Here is a 21,716-nt window from a genome sequence, read left to right as displayed (position 1 = left end):
AGGTTACGCTTTCGACGTATTGTTCGGGTGGTACTCCGGGATCGGTGGTGCTGCATGCCGGTTACGTTCGCGTGCATGATCTGCAGCGCAGAATTGCGGCCTAACGCCAAATTCTGCGATAAGTGCGGTGGGCCGGTTGCGGTGTCGAGCACCCCTGCCGAGTACAAGCAGGTGACGGTGCTGTTCGCCGACGTGGTGCACTCGATGGATATCGCGGCAGCGGTCGGCGCGGAGCGCTGGCGCGAGATCGTGACCGAGCTACTCAACCGTTCGTCCATGGTGGTACAGGGCTACGGCGGCAGGGTCGACAAGTTCACCGGTGACGGCATGATGGCTGTGTTTGGTGCGCCGGCGGCCTTGGAAGACCACGCGCTGCGGGCGTGCTTGGCTGCACTCGCCATTCAGGATGAGGCCAAGCGGCTGGCGGTGGAGGTCGATGGCCGCGACGGTGTTGATCTGCAGCTGCGGATAGGGCTGAACTCAGGCGAGGTGATTGCCGGTCAGATCGGTTCGGCTGCGTTGGGCTACACCGCAGTTGGTGAGCAGGTGGGGATGGCTCAGCGGATGGAGTCCGTGGCTCCGCCGAGTGGGGTGGTGCTCAGCGAAACCACTGCGCGGCTGGTCGAGGGCGCGGCGGTGCTGGGAGAGCCAGAGATGATGCACATCAAAGGCGACGACGTGGTGCCGACGCGGCGGCTGCTGGGCGTGGCCGCGCAGCGCCAGCAGACCGGTCCGTCGTATTCAACGCTGGTGGGCCGTGAGTGGGAGTTGGGCACGCTTGCGGCCATGCTGGATCGGTCGATCGCTGGACGCGGGTCGATGGTCGGTGTGACAGGTCCTGCCGGTATCGGGAAAACCCGGCTCGCCCGCGAAGCCGTGCAGCTGGCGAAAGACCGTGGCGTCGAGGTGTTTTTCACCTTCTGCGAATCACATGCCAGCGACGTCCCGTTCCGGGTGGTGGCGCGCCTGCTGCGCGCCGTAGGGCAGCTCAGTGGCCTGGACGATCAGACCGCGCGAGCGCGGGTGCGGGCGCAATTTCCCGACGCCGATCCGCAGGATCTGCTGTTGCTTGATGACCTGATGGGCATTGCCGATCCCGATGTGGAGCTGCCCAAGATCGATCCGGACGCGCGTCGGCGCCGCTTGACCGCGCTGATCAACACGGCCCAGCTGGCCCGCACCCAATCGGCAATTTTCATCGTCGAAGATGCTCACTGGATCGACGAGGCCAGCGAATCCATGCTGGCCGACTTCGTGGCGGTGGTCCCCCAGACTCGCTCGTTGCTGCTGGTCACCTATCGCCCCGAGTACCGGGGCGCCCTGCATCATGTTGCCGGCGCACAGACGATTGCTCTGGTGCCCCTCAGCAAGCCGGAGACCTCAATGCTGGTCGCTGAACTGCTGGGCCCCGATCCGTCCGTCGGCGAGGTCGCCGAGATCATCGCCGCGCGCTCCGCCGGTAACCCGTTTTTCGCCGAGGAGATAGCACGTGAGCTCGCCGAACGTGGAGTGCTAGTCGGGCAACGTGGCGGCTACGCTTGCCGCACCGATGTTGCGGCGGTCGGTGTGCCGGCAACCCTGCAGGCGGCGATCGCTGCGCGCATCGACCGGCTCAGTCCGGCGGCCAAACGCACCCTTGCCGCGGCAGCCGTCATCGGTTCGCGGTTCAGCTACAACCTGCTGGCAAGCCTGGGCATCGATCCCTGCGTCGACGAGCTGATCAACGCTGAGCTCATCGATCAAGTGCGGTTCACTCCAGGTGCCGAGTACGCGTTTCGGCATCCGCTGATCCGCACCGTAGCCTACGAATCACAACTCAAATCCGATCGCGCCGAGATGCATCGGCAGCTGGCCGCCATGATCGAAGCCAACGAGCCAGGATCGACCGAGCAGTACGCGGCGCTTATCGCCGAACATCTGGAGGCCGCCGGAGACGGGCACGCCGCATTCGGCTGGCACCTGCGCGCCGCAACGTGGGCGACCAATCGCGACATCGCCGCCGCGCGTCTGAGCTGGGAGCGCGCCCGAAAGATTGCCGATGCTCTTCCCGCCGAGGATCCGCACCGCACGGCGATGCGCATAGCCCCGCGCACTATGTTGTGCGGGATCGCCTGGCGAGTCCATGCACATGCGGCGGGCGACCGCTTCGATGAATTGCGGGAGTTGTGTGACGCGGCCGGGGACAAGGCGTCACTGGCCATCGCAATGGCGGGGTTGGTGATGGATCACGCGCATCAGGCCCGGATGCGCGAGGCTTCGCAGCTGGCATCGGAAGTCTGGTCCCTCGCCGAGTCGATCGGCGATCCGGCCTTGACGGTGGGGCTGTCCACCGCGGCCATTTACGCCAAAGGTTCAACTGGTGAGTTGGGTGACGTGCTGCGGTGGTCACAACGAGTCATCGATCTGGCCGACGGCGACCCGTCTAAAGGCAACTTCATTATCGGGTCTCCGCTGGCGAGCGCCTTTACGACGCGGGCTATTGCCCGTTATTGTCTGGGCCGTCCCGGATGGCGAGACGACTTGCAGCACGGACTCGCCATGGCCCGCGGCGCCGACCCCATGTCACACGCCTTGGCCGTCGCCTACATCTACAACGCCGGGATACCGCTTGGAGTCCTGACGGCCGACGATCGCGCGGTGCGTGAGACCGAAGATGCGCTAAGGGTTGTCGAACGATCCGGTGATGACGTTGCGTTGGCCTACACCCAGATGGCGCTGGGCGTCGCGTTGGTTCACCGAAAAACGGCTGCGGCACGTGATCGTGGGCAGGAACTCCTGGCGAAAGTCGGTGACGCGTTCGTGCGCCGGGCACATAACCTGGGCGAATTGCCAATCGTCAAGGTGTACTTGGCTCGGGAGAGGGCTAGGGGTGGCGATCTCGATGACGCGATATCGCAGATGCGCGAGGGTCAACTGCTGGCGGGCGGGGTCTGGAGGGAACCGGCGACGGGCGTGCTGGTCGAGACACTGTTGGATCGCGGGACGGAGGCTGACGTGGCTGAAGCCGAGGCCGTGGTCGAGCACATGGCTGCCGCGCCGGCCGATGAGGGTCTCGTGATGCGCGACATCTGGCTGCTGCGACTGCGCGCTCTGGTGGCGCGGTCTCACGGCGACGCCGAGGCTCATCTGCACTTCAGGGATCGGCACCGCGAGACGGCGACATCGCTTGAGTTTGCGGGGCACATAGCCTGGGCAGATGAAATGCCCTGACAGCGGCAACCCGGTGACCGGACAGCGCGAGCTCGGCGCCCCCGGGTGGGTGGCGGATCATCATCGCATGACCATCCGCGCCGCAGCGCGCAGGCGAGGCAGCACCCGTAGCAGCCCGAGTGGCCCGCCGTGCCACGCGTGCTCGGTCAGGCCAACACCGCTGCGGCGCTGACCGTCGACGGTCGTTACAAAGCGTGCCGCCGACTCTTGGATCACCAAACCCTTTCGGTACAAGCATGATTGGGCGGTTGCGCTGCCTTGAATCTCGAGCCGCAGGCCGCTGACGTCGGTGACCGTGATCCGCGACGTATTCGGCACATGAAGGCCGGCCATTTTCGTAGTCCACGGCCAACTCCCTGACCGCATGGTTCGCGCCGTCATGGTGGATGTAGCCGCAGGGGTAGGCGCGCCCACCGTTGATCAGCAGGGTGCAGTTCATGGTGAAGTCCGGGCCGAACAGCATCGGAATCCAATTCCAGCCTTCGATGGTGCGCCAATCGCGGTCCCCCCAGGACTTGTCTCGCTGACCGAGGCCATCAATCTCGTAGGTCGCTCCGTTCATCCTTATCGTGCCTGTGACCCGTCCGGACTGCTCCATGTGCACATCGGCGATTCCGGGCGGAATGTATTGGCCCGGAGGCGCTTCGGCGCGAAAATCGTACGGCGCGTGCAGCGCAGTGAAGGTCAGATCCACCTCGTCACGGCCCCGCAGCAGTATCCGCCACTTCGACATCGGTTCGCTCATGTGAAACTCCAGTGCCCCGATGCGCAGGCGGCCAGGATCGGGGGTACCGGTGAAGCGGGCGTTGAGTCTGGCGTAGCCGCCCTCAACCCGGCCGTTGCGCATGGTGTACAGCAGCGCGTCAGCGGTGTGATCGCTGGGGCGATATCCGATCCGCGCCAAGCCCGTTGCGTCCGCCCCGGCGTCGAACCAACTGAAAAAGAAGCTTTCTTGCCAGACGCGATGCGGTCCTGGGTGGTGCATGAATTCGTCATTCGCGTCGACCATTTCGTCAGTCCTCACGAGTCGGAGACAAATGTGGTGGCAAACAAGAATCTCCAACACTAACGTGACACATCGGTATTCGCGACGCTTCGGGCAGAACCCGACGTCAACATTCATTCACCTCGATAATTTCGACGCCCTCTGAGAATCTGTGCGTCGCATCGTTGTCAGATAATTCTGTGCCAGTCACCTGCCGGCCATCCAAACGTCATTCGGTGGTTTGTGTCGTTGTCGTCCGCGGCAGTTCTCACCCGAGATAAAACCTTCGACGAAGGCAAAATCTGCGATGCTGTGCGTATGGCGCGCGCAAAAAGAGACATCGGGTTGACGAACGCAAAGCTCGATGAAATGCGACAGAAAGGCGATCCGGTGGCCGACCGTGCGGTCGAAGCCGTGTTCAACCGGAACGGGGTCAGCGCTGTCAATGCGGTGATGCGAACGCTGGTGCGGGTCGATCAGCCGGTCCCTGCGGAGCTGCCGCCGGAGGTCCAGCAGTACCTGCAGGAGACTGTGGACCTGCCCGAGTGGGCAGACATGGGCAAGATCGAGCGCGGACAGCAGCTATTCGAGGTGTTTGGTTTCCAGATCACGCTGTGCCTGTTCTGCGCGTCGCTCCCGTCGTCATACGCGGCAGCCAAAGCCGTGAAGGTGTTGTACCTGACCGCTCAGCTCGACACCAACGCACGCCGACGGGTGCTGGAGACCGGCCAGTTCCTGATCGATGTGCTCAGCGCGGGCAGCCTCGATGAGGACGGCAAGGGTCGGCGCACCATCCAGAAGATTCGGCTGATGCACGCGGCCGTGCGCTTACTGATCAAGGAGCGCGGCAAACAGCAGCCGAAACTTTGGCATCGCGACTGGGGTACACCGATCAACCAGGAGGACCTACTTGCGACGCTACTGGTTTTCTGGTTTGTCGTCGGCGAACCGATGCGTCGCCTCGGCGTCGAAGTGCCCTGCGAGGATCAGGACGCGTACCTGCATTTATGGAACGTCATCGGGCACCAGCTCGGCGTATGCGATGAGTTGTTGGTGTTCGACGTCGCCCAGGCCAACGCGCTAGTCGACCTCATCCGGAGCAGGCACTTCAAGGCGTCACCCGAAGGGCACGACATGACTCGTGCGCTCCTCGTACTGCTCGACCAGCTAACGCCCTTTCATCGGTTCGACGATACGATCCCACCGTTGATCCGCCATCTGATCGGCGACAAGACTGCGGACCTGTTGCTGGTGCCGCGGTCGGATCTCGGGGGCGAGGTCAGGCGGATCGAGCGCATCAGCAACTGGTTCTATGTTCACGTTTTCGGCCGCCCGGACAAGGGCGATTCCGCGCGCTATGAATTCGTGTTGGACGTTGTCCGCCCATTCGGGCGCGATCTGCTGCGCGGGATGTTCGAACTTGAGCGGGGTGGCGAACGGGCTCCGTTCGCCTTGCCTGATCGTCTTGCCCGCAACTGGGAGCTTTCGACCTGACTCAGCGTTTATAACTAGTGGTGGCGCCGTTCGGCAACGTATCGGCAAGCCGGCGACACACCTTCGCGCCAAACGGTTTTCACTCCATCAGCTGGGCGGCGACGGTCGCCCCGAGATTCCAGCATGCCTCGACGTCGTCCTTGCTTGGTTTGCCCGAAACCACCACGGTCTCCACGGCTTTCACCCAACCCAGGCCCGTCGTGATCCCGTCGACGGCGCGCTGCGCACCCTCGGTGCCCTCGTTACCGTGTAGGTACAAGCCGAACGGTCGTCCCTGTGTCGAATCGAGCAATTGGTAATAGGCGCAGTCGAATGCGTGCTTGAGCGCACCCGAGATGTAGCCGAGGTTGGCCGTCGTGCCGAGCAGATACCCGTCGGCCTCCAGCATCTCGACCGGCGATACCGTCAGCGCCGCTCGCCGAACGACTTCCACATTTTCGATCTCGGGGTCCGTCGCGCCGGCCAGCACCGCCTCGAACATCTCCTGGCAATGCGGCGACGGCGTGTGGTGCACGATCAGCAGCGTCTTGCTCACGGGCGCCCCTCCTGTAGCTGCACGGCCGTCTTCATGGCCTCGCGGGCGCGGCGCCGGTCCCCCGCGTAGTCGTAGGCCCGGGCCAGCCGATACCAATGCCGCCAGTCGCCTGGGTGGGCCTCCACTTCGGTGCGCACCGTGGCGAACAGCGCGTCGGCCGCGTCGCGCTGGATACGACCCGAGGGTCGGCGCGGCAGCTCGCTGGCGTCGAGTTCCATCCCGTCTTCGGCGATCAGGCGAGCCAGCTTCTGGTGCGCGAATCCGGCCCGCAACGTGGTGACCATCGCCCACAGCCCGATCACCGGCATGATCAACACCGCCAGCCCGAGTCCGACCGCGGCGGCCCGGCCCGAGGCGATCATCGCGACGGCCACCCGCCCCAGCAGCACGAAGTACAGCAGCATCGCCGCGCACAGGAACGCGATGAGCAATTGCGTGCGCAGCAACCTGCTCATCGCAGATTGAGCAGGGGCTCCAGCCCCACCGTCAGCCCGGGGCGTTCTGAAACTCGGCGCACCGCCAGCAGCACGCCCGGCACGAACGAGGTGCGGTCCAGGCTGTCGTGGCGGATGGTCAGCGTCTCCCCCTCGGTGCCGAACAGCACCTCCTGATGCGCGACCAGGCCGGCCAGCCGCACCGAGTGCACCGGGATTCCGTCGACGTCGGCGCCGCGGGCACCGGGCAGGCCGGTGCTGGTGGCATCGGGGTTGGGCGGCAAGCCTTTTCGCGACTCGGCGATCAGCTTGGCGGTACGAGTCGCGGTGCCCGACGGCGCGTCGGCCTTGTGCGGGTGATGCAGCTCGACGACCTCGGCGGAGTCGAAGAAGGGCGCGGCCTGCTTCGCGAAATGCATGGACAGCACCGCACCGATCGCGAAGTTCGGCGCGATCAAAACCGACGTTTTCGGGCTGTCGGCCAGCCAGGCCTCGACCTGCTGCAGCCGCTCGGCGGTGAAGCCGGTGGTGCCGACCACGGCGTGAATTCCATTGCCGATCAAGAACTCCAGGTTGCCCATCACCACGTCGGGGTGGGTGAAGTCGATCACGACCTCGGTGTTGTGCTCGGTCAGCAGACTGATCGGGTCGCCGGCGTCGACCTCGGCGGACAGGGTCAGATCCTCGGCGGCCTGCACCCCCGCCACCATCGCCGACCCGACCTTGCCCTTTGCTCCCAGCACTCCTACCCGCATGGTCTTCACCCTAGACGGGCACCCGGACAGGCCTACGTGCGCAGGCAGCACCTTGGCCGTAGCCCGAGTTTCATGGCCTGTTGCCTCACGGTGTACCGAACGGCGGCTTTTGCGGGCTGGCGGCGTCCAGGGCGGAGTCGGAATCTCCGGATTTCAAAGACGCCGTCGGCCAGGAACGTTGGGTCCATAGTCGATCAAGGTTCGGCCGGACCGACTCGGTTCCGGGTGGAAGCGCTACGCGCTCGACAGAGCTGTATATCCGCTCCATGCACGACCGTACCGCCGCACGTGCTCGCCGTTCCCCCATGCCCCAGGAAGCCGCTTCGGCTGCCAGATCATCGACGTTGATGCGGTCGATACTCGTCTTGCCATTAATCACATGCCCCGTACCCTTGAACGCGGGATCCAGGTGCCTGATCGGCGAGGCATCGTAGATCGGCGCCAGGGACACGCTCCCATCGCGGCCGATCATCATTGAGTAGTTTTTCGAGTGCGCGTCAGCATTACCAATGACGACGTTAAATGTGACGGCCTGCAGCAACGCCAGGCGAAACCCGTCAGGGTCCAACGCTCTGGGTGCGGCCGCGCGTGCTATGCGTCGTAGCCGCGAGCCTGAACGAGTTGCTTCGCTGGTGCTCTCGTATTTGGCGGCAGGATCTAGACCTAGCGCCTGACAGAAATCTTCCTGATGCAGCCGATTGCCCTCAGGGGTTCGGTCATAGCGGACCACGACGATGGCCTCGCGTTCACCGAACCACGCTAATCGCGACTCCGCAGCATTGATGCCTGCTCCGTGTGCCACTCGTAGCGCCCAATCTTCCGTCTGAATGAGATGCTTCACGGCGCCACCGAGTGGCTCGGGTTTGATGATGTGCGTTGACGCCGCACCGGCTTCAGGCCAGCCCCATTCACCGTTGGAAAGAGCTACTAATAGCACCTTGTCCTGAATGCCGGCGAGCGATGCCTGTGGTGTGGCGCCCTCGGGCAGGTGGTAGGTCGGCAGGTCCTCGATCAGGCTGTCGACCTCCTGTTTCGTCAAACGGCGGATCTGACCGGCACCGGGCTTTGCTCCGTCGAGAAGGATTTGGACAGCACCGGCACATTCACCGCCTACCCGTTCTAATAGCGGCATCGGGTCGTTGATTGGCACGCGAGCCTCAGTGGCGATGTGACGACGCAGGTTGCCTTCCGGCAGAAGACCTTCGATGAACGCCGACACTTGCAACTTGTCGTCACGGTCTTGGATGGGTTTTCGCGAGATGGGTAACGCCAAGGACAGGACTCGGCTTCCCTCGCCGAAGGTGTCGAGCGCCTCCTCGGTGAACTCCAGACGCAGGAGAAACCGGCGTGGCTCACTCAGCCTTGCGACGTGGACGCCGTACAACCAAACGTCAAGCGCTTTGCGTGCCATCGACTGTCGTCATTCGGGAGAACTTCGGCACCAGCGCGAGCGCGACGCCGCACTCCGAAAGCGCGCGCAGCGCAATGTCTACGCTGACAGATTCCCCCCGCTCGAGACGGGAGATGGTCATACGAGTGACTCCGATACGGTTGGCGAGCTCATCCTGGTTGAAGCCGCGGTCTCGGCGCGCGCGCCGGATGTGTTCGCCGAGTTCGATGGTGTCGTATACCAGCGGGACAGTATGAGGCATATTTCGATCATACGACCGATATGGTCAAATGATCGATATTTCGATCGTCGGACTCGAGTGGCCAAATGATCAAAATTTTGATCAAGGGATCCCGGAGACCGGGCTAGTGATCCAGGGCCCAACCCGAGCGGCCGGTGGATGGCGACGAGGCTACTTCTTGAACCGCCCGGCGAACCCGCGCAGCGGAAGGTCGGCGCTGGTGATCAGCCCGGGCGGCGCGGCCACCACCGACCTGATCGACGCGAGGGCGGGCATCCCGGTGACGGTCATGCCGATGGAGGCGAAATTGTCCGGGTTGGACAGGTCCACACCGGGCTTCGGGAAGATCATGTGCTTGTTGTACACGCACGGGTCGCCCTTGATCTGAGTTATGTAGCAGCCCTTGATATCCCAGTGCGGATCGGTGTGCGGGGTCATCTGCCATTCCAGGTGCGTCTCGACGCGCGGCACCCCGTCCACCATGCCCTGGTACTTGATGTAGTTGCCGCCCAGCGAGCCCTTGGGCAGCGTGTACCAGCCCAGGTCGACGTCCTTGGTGCAGGCACCCAGCTCGTAGCTGAACTTGACCTCGTCGAGTTTCACGTCGAAGCAGTCGGCCATCATCAGCACGCTGTCGGCGAACACGCGGGTGTACTTCTCCAGCTTGGCCGGGATCGACGGATCATCCACGGGCAGGCCATAACCCACCTCGATCCAGGTGTCCTTGGAGTGATGACACGACACGTCGACGGACTCGATCGTGGTGACGTTTTCGATGTCGGCGACGTCGGCCGAGCACACCACGCCGAGGATCTGGTTGAGCCCCGGGTTCATCCCGGTGCCGTAGAAGGTCGCACCGCCCTTAGCGCATGCCTCGGCCAGCAGCTGGGTCACCAGCTTGCCGGACGGGTGCGGGTGGTTGGTGTCGCGATGCCACCCGGTGATCCAGTCGGCGGTGGTGACGATGTCGATGCCCGCCTCCAGCACTTTGACATAGAGGTCCTCGTCGGGAAACACGCCATGAAAGGTGACGACGTCAGCTCCGCTTTCGATGATCTCGTCGATGCTGCCGGTGAACTTCACCCCGTTGGACCCCACACCGGCGAACTCGCCGGTGTCCTTGCCTACCTTCTCCGGCGAATAGGCATGCACACCAATGAGTTCGAGATCGGGCTGGGTCGCGATCCGCCTGATCATCTCCGAGCCCACGTTTCCACTTCCGACTTGGAAGACGCGAATAGGTGCAGCGGGTGCGGTCATTGCATTGAGCCTTTCTGGGATGCTGCGTACACTTCGGCGGCGCTGCCACCGATGCCGTCGGGATAGAACTGCTTGGCCCACTTGCGGATTGCCGTAAACCCCTCGTATTCGTCGGCGGCCAGCGCGGGCGGATCCGAATACCGCTGGTGGCACCAGATTTCGATGTCCTGCTCGAACTGCCGGATGACTTCTCGGCCGAACTCGGCGGCCTTGGTCTGGGCGCGAACCGGATCTTTGTGCGGCGTGCGGCCGATGTAAACCATGAACCGGACATCGGAGGTGCACTCGTCGACCGGGGTGATCGCCGAAATGGTGCGGTTGTCGACCATGCCCCAGCTTTTGGTCACCGCGATGCCCAGCCCGCCGTTGATCGCCTCGACGCCGCTGTTGACGTCTTCGATCCGCTGCCCGTCGTCGCCTTCGAAGGTGATGGTGAAGTCCACGAACGACACCGGCTCGCCGAAGTCGTGCCGGGTGAACACCGGCACGATCGGCGTGTTGTGCACGTACTTGAAGTGCGCGAAGTCCACCCCGTTTTCCAGCACGTACTGCGGGTGCAGCTCCAGGCCGGCGCGGTACAGCCGTTGCTGTGGGTAGTAGTCGTCGCAACTGCTGCCGTCGCCGAACGCGGCAAACACGTCCGGAACGTCGAAGAACGGCTCGCGACGCTGCACGTCGTGCCAGATGTAGACCGACTCGTTGCGCTCCACCACGGGATAGGTACGCACCCGACGGCCGCGGTTTGGCCGGTCCTGATACGGGATGCACACGTTGCGGCCCTCATGACTCCACTGCCAACCGTGGAACGGGCACTGTAAGACCTCGCCGACGACCTTGCCGCCGTAGCCCAGATGCGCCCCCAGATGTTCGCAATACGCGTTCATCACGGTGAGCCGGCCGGAGTCGGCCCGCCAGGCGACCATTTCGGTGTCGAAGTACTTCATCTTGTGGACGTCCCCGACGCCGATCTCCCCGGACCAGGCGACCTGGAACCATCCGGTCGGCTTCATCGACAACGGCGGCTTAGCCATCGAACTCAGCCATCAGAGCTGTCCTCCTCGCAACGAATGATAGCGGCGCCGGCCAACAATCACAGTACCTTCTATGAAAAAGTAGTTGGCCCGGCCGCGGCACGCAAGCCATCGATTAGGATCGGCCGATGGCGCAGCGGGCTACCAGGCACGTTTCGGAGGCCGGGATCGTGGGCCGGCGGCCGAACCGGCGCGGCAGCGCAACCCGGGAGAACATGCTCGAGGCCGCGTTGCGGTCGCTGGGCTCGGGCGAGCCGGGCTCGGTGTCGGCCAATCGCATCGCCAAGGACATCGGCGCCACCTGGGGCGCGGTGCAGTATCAGTTCGGCGACACCGACGGGTTCTGGGCGGCCGTGCTGCACCGCACCGCCGAGCGACGCGCGGCGACGTTCTCCTCCTTGTCGACTCCGGTCCCACCGAACGCACCGCTGCGCGAGCGCGTCAGCGCCATCATCGAAACCCTGTACCGCGGTCTGGCGTCACCGGATTCACGCGCGATCGAGAATCTGCGCGCCGCCCTCCCCCGCGACCCCGACGAGCTGGAGCGCCTCTACCCGCGCACCGCCGCGGAGTTGTTCTCCTGGGGCAAGAGCTGGCTGGAAACCTGTCAGAACGCCTTCGCCGGGCTCGACGTCGACCCGGACCGGGTTCGCGAGGTGGCCGCGCTGATTCCCGGCGCGATGCGTGGCCTGGTGTCCGAGCGTCAACTCGGCTCGTACGCCGACCTCGATATGGCCCGGCGAGGTCTGACCAATGCGCTGGTCGCCTATCTCGAGCATTCCCGGCGGCAATGACCTTAAGGTGGCCCTGTGAAATCGAAGGACGTCAGCATCCGCCGGGCCGGACCAAGCGATTTCGAGAAGGTCGCGGCGATGCACTATCCGGTGTGGCGGCGGTCCTTCGCCGGAATTCTGGACGATTACCTGCTCGACCTGATCGCGACACCGAAATTGTGGGCCACCGTGAAATACCCGGAGGCGCTGATGCAGCCGGGGTGGGGCATGTGGGTTGCCGAGGCCCGCGGCAAGCTGCTGGGAATGACGGTCTTCGGGCCCGAAGCCACCGCCACCGATGACGTGCAGATCGACGCCCTCTACACCGCGGACGAAGCCAAGGGACTCGGCGTCGGCGTGCGGCTGCTCAACAAGGCGGTGCGCACCTCGTCGGGCGACGTGGTGCTGTGGTGTGCGGAGAAAAACGACGTGGCGCGAAAATTCTATGAGGACAACGACTTTCAGATCGACGGCCGCACCCTGGTCTGGGAGCCGCTGCCCGGTGTGAGTGTGTCCCACGTGGGTTATCGGCGTCGCCGACCAGCACCCGAATGCTGAGCGTTCAGGCGTCGACGACGAGCCGGTCCGCCTTGGCCCGCGACACGCAGACGAGCATCTCGTCGTCACCCACGGCCGCGCGCCCGCGGTGATCGACCTGTCCGGCAAGCACTTTGACCTTGCACGTCCCGCAGAAGCCCTGCTGGCAGGAGTACGGGGTCGTCGGGTCGAGGTCGCGCATCACGTCCAGCGCAGACCTATTGGCCGGAACACGCAGCAGCCGCTGCGACCGTGCGAGCTCGAGTTCGAACGCAACCCCATCGACGACCGGTGGGGGGCTGAACCGCTCGTAATGCAGAGGCGCGTCGGCGTGTTCGTTGCGGGCCAACCGAACCGCCTCGAGCATGCCGGCCGGGCCGCACACGTAGACGGCTGTGGCGGGCCCGGCCCCGAGCAGCAGGTCGTCGACCCCGGCGCAGCGGCCGCGTTCATCGTCGGCCCAAACCGTCACCCGGTCCGGTGCCACCGCCACCACTTCGTCCAGAAACGGCATGTATTCCAGGCCGCGTCCGGCATAGATTGCCCGCCAATCGATTCCGCGCTGCTGGGCCACCTGGATCATCGGCAGAATCGGGGTCACGCCGATGCCGCCGATCACGAACAACACCTCACGCTCGGACGTGCCGAGATAGAAGGCGTTACGCGGACCTTCGAACTCACATGTGTCGCCCACGCGGTACGCGTCGTGCATCTCGATCGAACCGCCGCCGCCGTCGGGGATCCGGCGCACGGCGATGCGGTAGTCGGTGCGCCGCCCGGGCGGACCGCACAACGAGTACTGGCGTCGTCGCCCCGAGGGCAGCAATACATCGATATGGCCTCCGGGGGTCCACGACGGCAGCAACCCGCCGTCCGGGTCGGCCAGCGTCAACGCGACCACGTCGGGTGCGACGAGTTCGCGTTTGGTGACGACGGCGGACAGGGTGCGCCGCACCGGCTTGATCCGCGAGGGCTCCCAGCGTGACACCGAGCTGAATCCGTCGAACAGCACCCGGATCCCCCACAGCACTGCGCCGAGCCGGTCCCGGTCGCGCCGGCCGTAGAGGTCGGCCGGCCGGCTGGTCCAAACGCTTTCCCGCACAGGTAAATCCCCCGCCCTGCTTACGTCGGCCGAATGTCCAACCGCGCCAGCAGCCGGATCGCCGACGGGCTGATCCGGCGCATCGCGTAGCCGATCCTGGATTCCGCGGCGACCGGCAACACCGCGGGGCCGGTCTTGATGGCCTTGACGATCGCCTCGGCGACGGCCTCCGGGGTGTAGTTGCGGCGCCGGTAGGCCCTGTCGGCCTTGTCCCGGGCGCGCTCCTGCTCGTCGTCCGACATCCCGGCGTAGACGGTATTTTTGGCGATATCGGTGTTGACGAATCCGGGACACACCGCGGTGACGGTGATGCCCTCGTCGGCGAAGTCGGCCCGCAGCGATTCGCTGAACCCCAGCACCGCCGCCTTCGTGGTGCTGTAGGCGACCATGGACTTCGACGGTAGAAATGCCGACGCGGAGGCCACGTTGATGATCGCGCCGCCCTCGCCACGCTCGACCATCTGCGCGCCGAACGCCCGGCTGCCGGAGATCACACCGCGCAGGTTGACCCCGATGATGTCCTCCCAGTTTGCCGGGCTGGTCTCCAGGAACCGGCCCGCCATCCCGATCCCGGCATTGTTCACCAGGATGTCGACCACGCCATGGTCGTTGAGTACCTGTCCGGCAAGGTCATTCATCGCGTCTTCGTCGCTGACGTCGGCCTGGTACACCACGGCCTCGGCGCACGCGGCGCGAACGGCGTCCGCGGTTTCGTTGGCCGCGTCCAGGTTTCGATCGACGATGATCACCTTGCGGGCGCCGTGACGGGCCAGTTCCACCGCGGTGGCCCGGCCGATTCCGGCACCCGCGCCGGTGATCAACGCGAGCTTGCCCCCTATCTCGTGCGGGCCGCCCCGTACCGAGGGCTCACCGGCGGTGAGGGTGCCGGCGACGCTGCGGTCGATCCACTCACTGGTCAGCCGGGCCACGACGTCGGGACGCGACGTCACCACCCAGTGACCGCCCTCGATCGAAACCACCCTTCCCCCAGCGGGAATGGCGCCGGTGAAGCGCTGCAGAGCGGGCGTCACGAAGAGGTCCATGCGCGGCACGAGCACCTGGACCGCGACGTTGGTCTTGGGCAGTTCGCGTCCCGGCATCAGCATCGGCGAGGGCATGTTGGCCCGGTACAGGTTCAACCCGTTGACATAGTCGGCGATCGACCGCGGCGTCGGGCGGCGCTGACTGCGCGTGCTCGATCGGCCGATGCGTTCCACGGCCTCAACGACTTTCACGCCGATGCCGGAATGGAACGCGGCTTCCGGCACGCCCGGGCACAGAAAGAAGCCGATGTAGGTCGACGCCATCAGCTGTCCGGCGACCTGGGCCAGCATCCGGGGATTGCGAGCCGAGCGCAAGAACCTGCCCGCGTACTGCAGATGCGGGCCCGAGATCGAGGTGAACGAGGCGATCTTGTCCATCACCGATTCGTCGGTGATGGCCGCCCAGGCCTGAATCGAGCCCCAGTCGTGGGCCAGCAGGTGGACCCGCTCGACCCCGAGGCTGTCGATCACCGCGCCGAGATCGGACACCAGATGCTCGAACGCATACCCGGATTGCTTTGCCGGACGCGATGATTCGCCCGCCCCGCGGACATCGTAGGCGACGAAGTTGTACCGGCCCGCGTAGTTCTGCGCGAACTCCTCGGCGACCGGATCCCAGACGTGGTGGTTGTCGGGCCAGCCGTGAATGGCCAGGATGGTCGGTCGCGCCGGGTCGATTTCGGTGTAGCGATGGACGGCCAGGGCCACACCGTTGGATGCGGTGAATCCGAAGTTGATGGTCATAGATCAGTGCGATGCCCTTGCTGCAGGAGAGACGGCCAGATAGTCGACCGCTCGCCCAAGCCCGCCCAGTTGCGAGGGGTGGAAGCCCGGCCGGTAGTAATCGGCGATACCACGCAGGAATCGTAGCGGGCCGGGCAGCAGCCCCCGGCGGGCCGCTTTGACGTAGTCGCGCCAGCGCGGCTTGGTGCCCGGCGGCAACAGCGGGTCCACCGAATACAGGTACCGCACACCGCGAATCCACAGCAGCAACATCGCCGGCGAGACCACCAGCTGTGCGCGCACCCGCCGCCAATACCCGGCCCGCAGATGCTTCATGGTGTCGAAGGCCACCGCCTTGTGCTCGACTTCTTCGGCACCATGCCAGCGCAGCATGTCCAGCATCACCGGGTCGGTGCCGATCTCGTCGTGCGCCGGGGTGTCCAGGATCCACTCGCCCAGGATGGCGGTGTAGTGCTCGATCGCGGAGACGAACGAGACCTGCTCGGCCAGCCAGCGGTCCTGGCGCCGTTTGCTCCACCCGGGCTTCGGCCCCAGCGCTTTCTCGAACATCCACCTGATCTGGCCGGTGTAGGGCGTCACGTCGATACCCCGCGCCTCGAACCGGGCGAGCACGCCCGAGTGCGCCTGCGAATGCACCGCCTCCTGGCCGATGAAGCCCTGCACGTCCAGCCGCAACTGGTCGTCGCGGATCAGTGGGAGCGCGCGTTTGAACACCTCGACGAAGAACTCCTCACCCGCGGGCAGCAGCAGGTGCAGGACGTTGAGCATGTGCGTGGTGAACGGCTCGCCGGGCACGTAGTGCACCGGTAGCGTCGCCCAGTCGAAGGCCACGTCACGCGCCTCGAGCACAAGACGCTCGTGGTCCAGCGATGGGTCATGTGGGCCCGCGGCCTGGTCGTCGACGGTGAACATGTGGCCCCCTAGCTGCGCGTTTACCCCGACAAGAGTCGTCTCGGTGAACATCGGGCAGGGCAAGTATAAGTTCGCGACACGAATATGCGAAACCGCCGGTACCGGGTTTCTGTCGCTTCATCGTCAGTGGGCCGCCACGTCGCGGCGCAAGTCGTACTGGGCGGGGTCGGGTTTTGCCAGCATCCAGCGGTGTTCGGCCGGCGTGAGGGGCCACACCTCGGGCATGCCGTCCTTGTTGAGGTACCAGCTGCTGCAGCCGGTGGTCCACACGGTGTCGGGCATCGCGGCACGCAGCTTCGCGTTGAACCGCTCGGTCGCCGCGGCCGTGGGCTCGATCGTGTCGAATTCGCCGGCGCGCCAGCGCTCGATCCAGCCCACGATGTGGTCGGCCTGCGATTCGGCCACGGTGGTCAGCGCGAGATTGCCCACCGGACTGTGCGGTCCGAGCATCATGAAGAAGTTCGGAAAGCCGGACAGCGCAACGGTTTGGTAGGCGCGGGGACCGTCGCGCCAGACGTCGTTGGCGCAGATCCCGTCGCGGCCGATCAGCTCCATCGGCCGGAAGAACGCATGTGTGTCGAATCCCGTTGCCAGCACCATGATGTCGGCCTCGTGCAGCACGCCATCGGCGGTGACGATGCCGCGCTGCTCCACGTGGTCGATGCCGGCGGTCACCAGCTCGACGTCGTCGCGCTGTATGGCCCGGTAGAAGCCATTCGACATCACCAGTCGCTTGCAGGCCGGCGTGTAGTCGGGGGTCAGGGCCCGGCGCAACTGCGGATCGCGTATCTCCCAGAGGCTGGCGCGGCACAGCGCCGCCATGATCTTCCGGCGCAGGCCCGGCTTGGTCAGTCCGACCGAGAAGAAGTCGTATCCCGCGCTGTAGATGCGGTACGCCAACGCGTCGAGCCACGGCATCTTGCGGCGGGTGATTCCGGTGACCCTGCTGTAGTGCGGGTTGACCAGCCGCAGCACCCATTGCGGGGTGCGCTGGAACGTCAACACCTTGCCCGCGACGCCGGCCAGCCCGCAGACAAGTTGGACTCCGGTGGATCCGTTGCCGATCACCGCGATTCGGCGTCCCCGCAACACCACGCCATGGTCCCAGCGTGCCGAATGGAAGACGGGGCCGCCGAACTCGTCCAGCCCGGCGATCGATGGCAGGCGCGGGTGATGCAGCACGCCGGTGGCCGAGATCAGGAAGTCGAACGATGACTCCTCGCCGGCAGCCGTGCGCAGCACCCATCGGCCGCCGTCGAAACGGGCATGGGCGATTTCGGTGCCGAACCGGATCCGGTCGCGCAGTCCATATTGGTCGGCGATGCCGCGAAAGTAGGCCTGGATTTCACCGCCCGGCGAGAACAAACGCGACCAGCTCGGATTCCGCGCGAAGCTGTACTGGTAAATCCGCGAGGGGATGTCGCAGACCAGACCGGGATAGGTGTTCTCCCGCCAGGTGCCGCCTACCTCGTCGGCCTTCTCATAGACGGTGATATCAGTTATGCCGTTGCGCAGCAAGGCAATTGCGATGCACATACCGGACATGCCGGCTCCCACGACAGCCACCGCGGGATCGCGTCTCGTCATCGGCGCCGGCACGCACCGGTCGTTCATCCGCAGATCATAAGCCTAGATCGGGGCCGCGCCACGGAGATGTTCGAAGATCAACGAGGTCTGCGTTCCGGCCACGTCGGCGTCGGCGTTGAGGTTTTCCACCACGAACGATCGCAGGTCCTCGGTGTCGCGGGCAGCGACGTGCAGGATGAAATCGTCTGCACCGGCCAGGAAATAGACGTCCATCACCTGTCGCCTGGCCCGGATCTGGTGGATGAAGCTGCGGATCTTGCCGCGCGCGTTGGATTGCAGGGTCACCGAGATCATCGCCTGCAGCGGCATTCCCGCCGCGACCGGGTCGATGTCGGTGTAGAAACCCCGGATCACGCCGAGGTCGACCAGCCGCCGCACCCGCCCGTGACACGTCGATGCCGCGATTCCGACCGCTTCGGCAAGCGCGTTGTTGTTGATCCGCGCGTCGGCGTGCAGCACGCTGAGAATTCTGCGGTCCACGGCGTCGAGGTCGGCGGGCCGAAGATCCTTCGGCGCCTCAGCCAGTCCGCCCGCGATATCCGTTGACTTATCAGTCATACGCCGATCTTATAGAATTAACATCAGCCTGTTTGCCGCTTGGCCGAACTTTCTTCACAATTGAGGAATGCGAGTCGGCATTCCCACCGAGACCAAAAACAACGAGTTCAGGGTGGCGATCACCCCGGCGGGCGTCGCCGAACTGACGCATCGCGGCCACGAGGTGCTCGTCCAGGCCGGCGCCGGAGAGGGGTCGGCGATCACCGACATGGAGTTCAAGGCGGCGGGTGCGCAGCTGCTCAGTTCCGCCGAACAGGTGTGGTCCGACGCCGACCTGCTGCTCAAGGTCAAGGAACCGATGCCCGCCGAATACGCGCTGCTGCGCCCCGGGCAGGTGCTGTTCACCTATCTGCACCTGGCGGCATCACGCGCCTGCACGGACGCGCTGTTGACTTCCGGTACCACGTCGATCGCGTACGAGACCGTGCAGACCGCCGACGGCGCACTGCCACTGCTGGCCCCGATGAGCGAGGTCGCCGGCCGGTTGTCCGCCCAGATCGGGGCGTATCACCTGATGCGCACGCAGGGCGGGCGCGGTGTGCTGATGGGCGGGGTGCCGGGCGTCAAGCCCGCCGACGTCGTGGTCATCGGCGCCGGCACCGCCGGCTACAACGCGGCCCGGGTGGCCGGCGGCATGGGCGCCAGCGTCCGGGTGCTGGACCTCAACATCGACAAGCTGCGCCTGCTCGACGCCGAATTCACCGGCCACATCCAGACCCGCCACTCGTCCACCTACGAACTCGAAGGAGCGGTCAGGCACGCCGATCTGGTGATCGGTGCCGTCCTGGTGCCCGGCTCAAAGGCGCCCAAGTTGATCACCAATTCGCTTGTCGCGCAGATGAAACCGGGTGCGGTCCTGGTGGACATCTCGATCGACCAGGGCGGGTGCTTCGAGGATTCGCGGCCCACCACCCACGACGACCCGACGTTCACCGTGCACGACGCGCTGTTCTACTGCGTGGCCAACATGCCCAGCGCGGTGCCGAAGACCTCGACCTACGCGCTGACCAACGCGACCATGCCGTACGTGCTGCGGCTCGCCGACCTGGGCTGGCGGCAGGCCTGCCGGTCGGATTCGGCTCTGGCAAAAGGCCTTTCGACACACCAGGGCGCGCTGCTGTCCGAGCGGGTGGCCGCCGACCTGGGCTTGCCGTTCACCGAACCGGCCGGCGTGCTGGCCTGACGCTCAGCCCGGCCCGGTCAGCCATCCCAGCACCGATTTCGTCACCTCGGCGATCAGCGGCCGCAGTGCTTGGGCGTCGGGGTTCGCCGCCTGCGAGCGCGTCATCAGCGACAGCAGCACGCGCTGCCCGGTCGGCCCGTAGACCATGCCGACGTCGTTGGTGCTGCCGTAGTCCCCGGTGCCGGTCTTGTCGGCGATGGTCCACCCGGGCGGCAGGCCCGCCCGCATAGTCGAAGTGACGTTGCCGCGCATCCAGTCCTCCAGCTGGCGGCGCTGCGGATCGGCGAGAACCGTTCCGGTGAGCAAGCTTTGGATGCCCGAACCCAGCGCCCGCGGGGTGCTGGTATCGCGCGGGTCGCCGGGGATCGCGGTGTTCAGTTCGATCTCCCACCGGTCCAGCCGGGTGCGCTCGTCGCCGATGGAGCGGGCGAAGTCGGTGATGGCCGGCGGCCCGCCGATCTGCGCCAACACCAGGTTGGCGGCGACGTTGTCGCTGCGCTGCACCGCGGCCGCGCACAACTGCGCCAGCGGCAGGGTGGCCCCGGCCCGTGGCGCGGTCACCGGGGAGTTGGGCAGCAGCGCGGCGGGATCGATGAAAACACCCTGCTGCAAATCCAATTCGCCGCGCTGCACCTTCTGCAGCACCCGCGCCGCGGCGTAGGCCTTGAACGTCGAGCACATCGCGAACGGGTCGTCATCGCGATGGGCCAGGGCGCGCCCCGACCCGAGATCAGTCGCGAAAAGCCCGATGTAGGCGTTGTATTGGCGCTCGAGCTCTGCCAGGCGGTCATAGACCTGCGCCGGATCCGCGTGCGCGCTCGCGCAGGCGCTCAGCGCCGGGACCGTCAACGCCGCCAGCAACATCCGCCGGCGGGTCAGCTCTGGCACGGCTGCGTCAGTCGTCGGGGTTGAGACTGGCGACGATATCGGCCACCGGGCCCGCCTGCGCCTGGCGGAAAGACGTTCCCGCCCAGAGGTTCATGCCCTGCGGATCTTCCCGTTCGGTCGCGGCCTCCCGGATCGGTAGCGTCATCTGGTTGACCTCGGGATAGCCCAGCGGCGCCACGTTGTCGAACAGGCGAATGAATTCGTTCTCCAGGCTGCGGGCGTACCGGCCCGAGAACGCCCGCGTGACGATGGTCTTGGCGAACAGCTGATTCTTCATCGCGACGCGTTGCGCCGTGCTGGTGCCCGCTTCGTCGCTGAGCAGCAGCGCGGTCCCCACCTGTGCGGCCACCGCGCCCCGGCGCAGCACACCGGCGACGTCCTCGGCGCTGCCCAACCCACCCGCGGCGATGATGGGGACGTCGCGATGGGCCCGGTGGATGCGGTCGATCAGCTGGTGCAGCGACTCGCTGCCGGGATCCATGTCGGGCGCGAAGGTGGCGCGGTTCCCGCCGGCGTTCGGGCCCTGGACCACCAGGCTGTCCGCACCGGCGGCGACGGCCACCCCGGCCTCGTAAAGCGATGTCACCGTGACCATCACCAACAAGCCCAGCGCGCTGAACCGCCTAATCACATCCGGCGACGGCACCCCGTAGGTGAACGACACCAGTTCCGGACGGAGGTCGGCGACGACTTCGAGCTTGCGGGCCCAGTCGTCGTCGTGCCCGTATTCGGGCCGGCCCACATAGACCTGGTAGTGCTCGGCGATCGATTCCAGCGCTTCGGCGTAGTAGTCCAGTGCCACCCAGTCGGCGACACTGGGTTGCGGCACAAGCAGGTTCACCCCGAGCGGGCCGGTGGTGGCGGCGCGCGCCGCGGCGACGTCTTCGGCGAACCGGTCGGCGCTCACGTACCCGGCGGGGACGAAACCGAGCCCGCCGGCGTTGGACACCGCCGCCGCCAACGCCGGGCTACCGGGTCCGCCCGACATCGGTGCGCCCACGATGGGCACCGCGATATCCCAAAAACCCAGTACCATCCGGCTACTCCGCCGACG

20 protein-coding genes are annotated in these 21,716 nt (G+C 65.6%); 5 read left to right on the top strand and 15 right to left on the bottom strand.

From position 1 onward, the window contains the following. Nucleotides 1-54: 54 nt before the first annotated feature. Nucleotides 55-3,210: an AAA family ATPase gene (locus BN973_RS11440; RefSeq protein WP_036468185.1), complete on the top strand. Its 3,156-nt coding sequence runs from the start codon at nucleotides 55-57 to the stop codon at nucleotides 3,208-3,210. Here the strand turns inward: BN973_RS11440 and BN973_RS11435 are convergent. Continuing rightward, the gene (locus BN973_RS11435; protein ID WP_051641224.1) at nucleotides 3,134-4,219 is read right to left on the bottom strand and encodes a DUF7065 domain-containing protein; all 1,086 of its coding nucleotides are present in this window, start codon (nucleotides 4,217-4,219) and stop codon (nucleotides 3,134-3,136) included. The two genes, BN973_RS11440 and BN973_RS11435, sit on opposite strands and share 77 nt — an antisense overlap. A 219-nt stretch (nucleotides 4,220-4,438) precedes the next feature. Between BN973_RS11435 and BN973_RS11430 the strand changes: the two genes are divergently transcribed. Next, nucleotides 4,439-5,689 carry an oxygenase MpaB family protein gene (locus tag BN973_RS11430; RefSeq protein ID WP_139830271.1) on the top strand — a complete coding sequence of 417 codons (1,251 nt, stop codon included), beginning with the start codon at nucleotides 4,439-4,441 and terminating at the stop codon, nucleotides 5,687-5,689. A gap of 79 nt (nucleotides 5,690-5,768) precedes the next feature. Here BN973_RS11430 and BN973_RS11425 read toward each other — a convergent pair whose 3' ends face one another. The 7 genes from BN973_RS11425 to BN973_RS11395 all read right to left on the bottom strand — a co-directional run bounded on the left by BN973_RS11425 (nucleotide 5,769) and on the right by BN973_RS11395 (nucleotide 11,335). After that, nucleotides 5,769-6,170: a flavodoxin family protein gene (locus BN973_RS11425; protein WP_169718232.1), complete on the bottom strand. Its 402-nt coding sequence runs from the start codon at nucleotides 6,168-6,170 to the stop codon at nucleotides 5,769-5,771. A gap of 50 nt (nucleotides 6,171-6,220) precedes the next feature. After that, the gene (locus BN973_RS11420) at nucleotides 6,221-6,679 is read right to left on the bottom strand and encodes a hypothetical protein (protein ID WP_036468181.1); all 459 of its coding nucleotides are present in this window, start codon (nucleotides 6,677-6,679) and stop codon (nucleotides 6,221-6,223) included. Further along, the gene (gene dapB, locus BN973_RS11415) at nucleotides 6,676-7,413 is read right to left on the bottom strand and encodes a 4-hydroxy-tetrahydrodipicolinate reductase (protein WP_036472298.1); all 738 of its coding nucleotides are present in this window, start codon (nucleotides 7,411-7,413) and stop codon (nucleotides 6,676-6,678) included. Before dapB ends, BN973_RS11420 begins: the two co-directional genes overlap by 4 nt. Before the next feature lie 85 nt (nucleotides 7,414-7,498). Beyond that, nucleotides 7,499-8,824, bottom strand: a complete 1,326-nt coding sequence (locus BN973_RS11410; RefSeq protein ID WP_051641222.1) for a type II toxin-antitoxin system HipA family toxin — start codon at nucleotides 8,822-8,824, stop codon at nucleotides 7,499-7,501. Beyond that, a complete protein-coding gene (locus tag BN973_RS11405) occupies nucleotides 8,805-9,065 on the bottom strand; it encodes a helix-turn-helix transcriptional regulator (RefSeq protein ID WP_036468180.1) in 261 nt (86 codons plus the stop codon). Before BN973_RS11405 ends, BN973_RS11410 begins: the two co-directional genes overlap by 20 nt. A 150-nt stretch (nucleotides 9,066-9,215) precedes the next feature. Beyond that, nucleotides 9,216-10,304 carry an NAD(P)H-dependent amine dehydrogenase family protein gene (locus BN973_RS11400; protein ID WP_036468178.1) on the bottom strand — a complete coding sequence of 363 codons (1,089 nt, stop codon included), beginning with the start codon at nucleotides 10,302-10,304 and terminating at the stop codon, nucleotides 9,216-9,218. After that, on the bottom strand, nucleotides 10,301-11,335 hold the full coding sequence (locus BN973_RS11395; RefSeq protein ID WP_036468176.1) for a Rieske 2Fe-2S domain-containing protein: 1,035 nt from the start codon (nucleotides 11,333-11,335) through the stop codon (nucleotides 10,301-10,303). The genes BN973_RS11400 and BN973_RS11395 overlap by 4 nt, the downstream gene beginning before the upstream one ends. Nucleotides 11,336-11,550: 215 nt before the next feature. Here BN973_RS11395 and BN973_RS11390 point away from each other — a divergent pair, with 215 nt between their 5' ends. Next, nucleotides 11,551-12,129, top strand: coding sequence for a TetR family transcriptional regulator (locus BN973_RS11390; protein WP_036472296.1), 579 nt, complete (start codon nucleotides 11,551-11,553; stop codon nucleotides 12,127-12,129). A gap of 15 nt (nucleotides 12,130-12,144) precedes the next feature. Continuing rightward, nucleotides 12,145-12,666 carry a GNAT family N-acetyltransferase gene (locus BN973_RS11385; RefSeq protein WP_036468174.1) on the top strand — a complete coding sequence of 174 codons (522 nt, stop codon included), beginning with the start codon at nucleotides 12,145-12,147 and terminating at the stop codon, nucleotides 12,664-12,666. 4 nt (nucleotides 12,667-12,670) lie between these two features. On the opposite strand, the gene BN973_RS11380 is transcribed toward BN973_RS11385, so the two are convergent. The 5 genes from BN973_RS11380 to aldR all read right to left on the bottom strand — a co-directional run bounded on the left by BN973_RS11380 (nucleotide 12,671) and on the right by aldR (nucleotide 18,591). Then, the gene (locus tag BN973_RS11380) at nucleotides 12,671-13,747 is read right to left on the bottom strand and encodes a PDR/VanB family oxidoreductase (protein ID WP_036468172.1); all 1,077 of its coding nucleotides are present in this window, start codon (nucleotides 13,745-13,747) and stop codon (nucleotides 12,671-12,673) included. 20 nt (nucleotides 13,748-13,767) lie between these two features. Continuing rightward, a complete protein-coding gene (locus BN973_RS11375) occupies nucleotides 13,768-15,534 on the bottom strand; it encodes an SDR family oxidoreductase (protein WP_036468170.1) in 1,767 nt (588 codons plus the stop codon). A gap of 3 nt (nucleotides 15,535-15,537) precedes the next feature. Beyond that, entirely contained in the window at nucleotides 15,538-16,446 is a 909-nt protein-coding gene (locus tag BN973_RS11370; RefSeq protein WP_036468168.1) for a metal-dependent hydrolase, read from the bottom strand. Between the two features lie 123 nt (nucleotides 16,447-16,569). Continuing rightward, nucleotides 16,570-18,033, bottom strand: a complete 1,464-nt coding sequence (locus tag BN973_RS11365) for a flavin-containing monooxygenase (protein WP_036472295.1) — start codon at nucleotides 18,031-18,033, stop codon at nucleotides 16,570-16,572. Nucleotides 18,034-18,075: 42 nt separating this feature from the next. After that, nucleotides 18,076-18,591 carry an HTH-type transcriptional regulator AldR gene (gene aldR / locus BN973_RS11360; protein WP_036468166.1) on the bottom strand — a complete coding sequence of 172 codons (516 nt, stop codon included), beginning with the start codon at nucleotides 18,589-18,591 and terminating at the stop codon, nucleotides 18,076-18,078. Between the two features lie 67 nt (nucleotides 18,592-18,658). Between aldR and ald the strand changes: the two genes are divergently transcribed. Next, nucleotides 18,659-19,774 carry an alanine dehydrogenase gene (gene ald / locus BN973_RS11355; protein ID WP_036468165.1) on the top strand — a complete coding sequence of 372 codons (1,116 nt, stop codon included), beginning with the start codon at nucleotides 18,659-18,661 and terminating at the stop codon, nucleotides 19,772-19,774. A 3-nt stretch (nucleotides 19,775-19,777) separates the two neighbouring features. Here ald and bla read toward each other — a convergent pair whose 3' ends face one another. Then, the gene (gene bla, locus BN973_RS11350) at nucleotides 19,778-20,662 is read right to left on the bottom strand and encodes a class A beta-lactamase (RefSeq protein ID WP_139830272.1); all 885 of its coding nucleotides are present in this window, start codon (nucleotides 20,660-20,662) and stop codon (nucleotides 19,778-19,780) included. Nucleotides 20,663-20,669: 7 nt separating this feature from the next. Then, nucleotides 20,670-21,698 carry a nitronate monooxygenase gene (locus BN973_RS11345; RefSeq protein WP_036468163.1) on the bottom strand — a complete coding sequence of 343 codons (1,029 nt, stop codon included), beginning with the start codon at nucleotides 21,696-21,698 and terminating at the stop codon, nucleotides 20,670-20,672. Nucleotides 21,699-21,716: the final 18 nt, after the last annotated feature.

It is taken from the genome of Mycobacterium triplex (assembly GCF_000689255.1).
In the GTDB taxonomy this organism is placed as follows: Bacteria; Actinomycetota; Actinomycetes; order Mycobacteriales; family Mycobacteriaceae; genus Mycobacterium; species Mycobacterium triplex.
This window is presented reverse-complemented; position numbering and strand designations above follow the sequence as displayed.

Coding starts and splice junctions, on each gene's coding strand:
- BN973_RS11440 (WP_036468185.1), top strand. CDS start 55: ATGCCGGTTACGTTCGCGTGCATGATCTGCAGCGCAGAATTGCGGCCT.
- BN973_RS11435 (WP_051641224.1), bottom strand. CDS start 4,219: ATGGTCGACGCGAATGACGAATTCATGCACCACCCAGGACCGCATCGC.
- BN973_RS11425 (WP_169718232.1), bottom strand. CDS start 6,170: ATGTTCGAGGCGGTGCTGGCCGGCGCGACGGACCCCGAGATCGAAAAT.
- BN973_RS11420 (WP_036468181.1), bottom strand. CDS start 6,679: ATGAGCAGGTTGCTGCGCACGCAATTGCTCATCGCGTTCCTGTGCGCG.
- dapB (WP_036472298.1), bottom strand. CDS start 7,413: ATGCGGGTAGGAGTGCTGGGAGCAAAGGGCAAGGTCGGGTCGGCGATG.
- BN973_RS11410 (WP_051641222.1), bottom strand. CDS start 8,824: ATGGCACGCAAAGCGCTTGACGTTTGGTTGTACGGCGTCCACGTCGCA.
- BN973_RS11405 (WP_036468180.1), bottom strand. CDS start 9,065: ATGCCTCATACTGTCCCGCTGGTATACGACACCATCGAACTCGGCGAA.
- BN973_RS11400 (WP_036468178.1), bottom strand. CDS start 10,304: ATGACCGCACCCGCTGCACCTATTCGCGTCTTCCAAGTCGGAAGTGGA.
- BN973_RS11395 (WP_036468176.1), bottom strand. CDS start 11,335: ATGGCTAAGCCGCCGTTGTCGATGAAGCCGACCGGATGGTTCCAGGTC.
- BN973_RS11390 (WP_036472296.1), top strand. CDS start 11,551: ATGCTCGAGGCCGCGTTGCGGTCGCTGGGCTCGGGCGAGCCGGGCTCG.
- BN973_RS11375 (WP_036468170.1), bottom strand. CDS start 15,534: ATGACCATCAACTTCGGATTCACCGCATCCAACGGTGTGGCCCTGGCC.
- BN973_RS11370 (WP_036468168.1), bottom strand. CDS start 16,446: ATGTTCACCGTCGACGACCAGGCCGCGGGCCCACATGACCCATCGCTG.
- BN973_RS11365 (WP_036472295.1), bottom strand. CDS start 18,033: ATGACGAGACGCGATCCCGCGGTGGCTGTCGTGGGAGCCGGCATGTCC.
- aldR (WP_036468166.1), bottom strand. CDS start 18,591: ATGACTGATAAGTCAACGGATATCGCGGGCGGACTGGCTGAGGCGCCG.
- ald (WP_036468165.1), top strand. CDS start 18,659: ATGCGAGTCGGCATTCCCACCGAGACCAAAAACAACGAGTTCAGGGTG.
- BN973_RS11345 (WP_036468163.1), bottom strand. CDS start 21,698: ATGGTACTGGGTTTTTGGGATATCGCGGTGCCCATCGTGGGCGCACCG.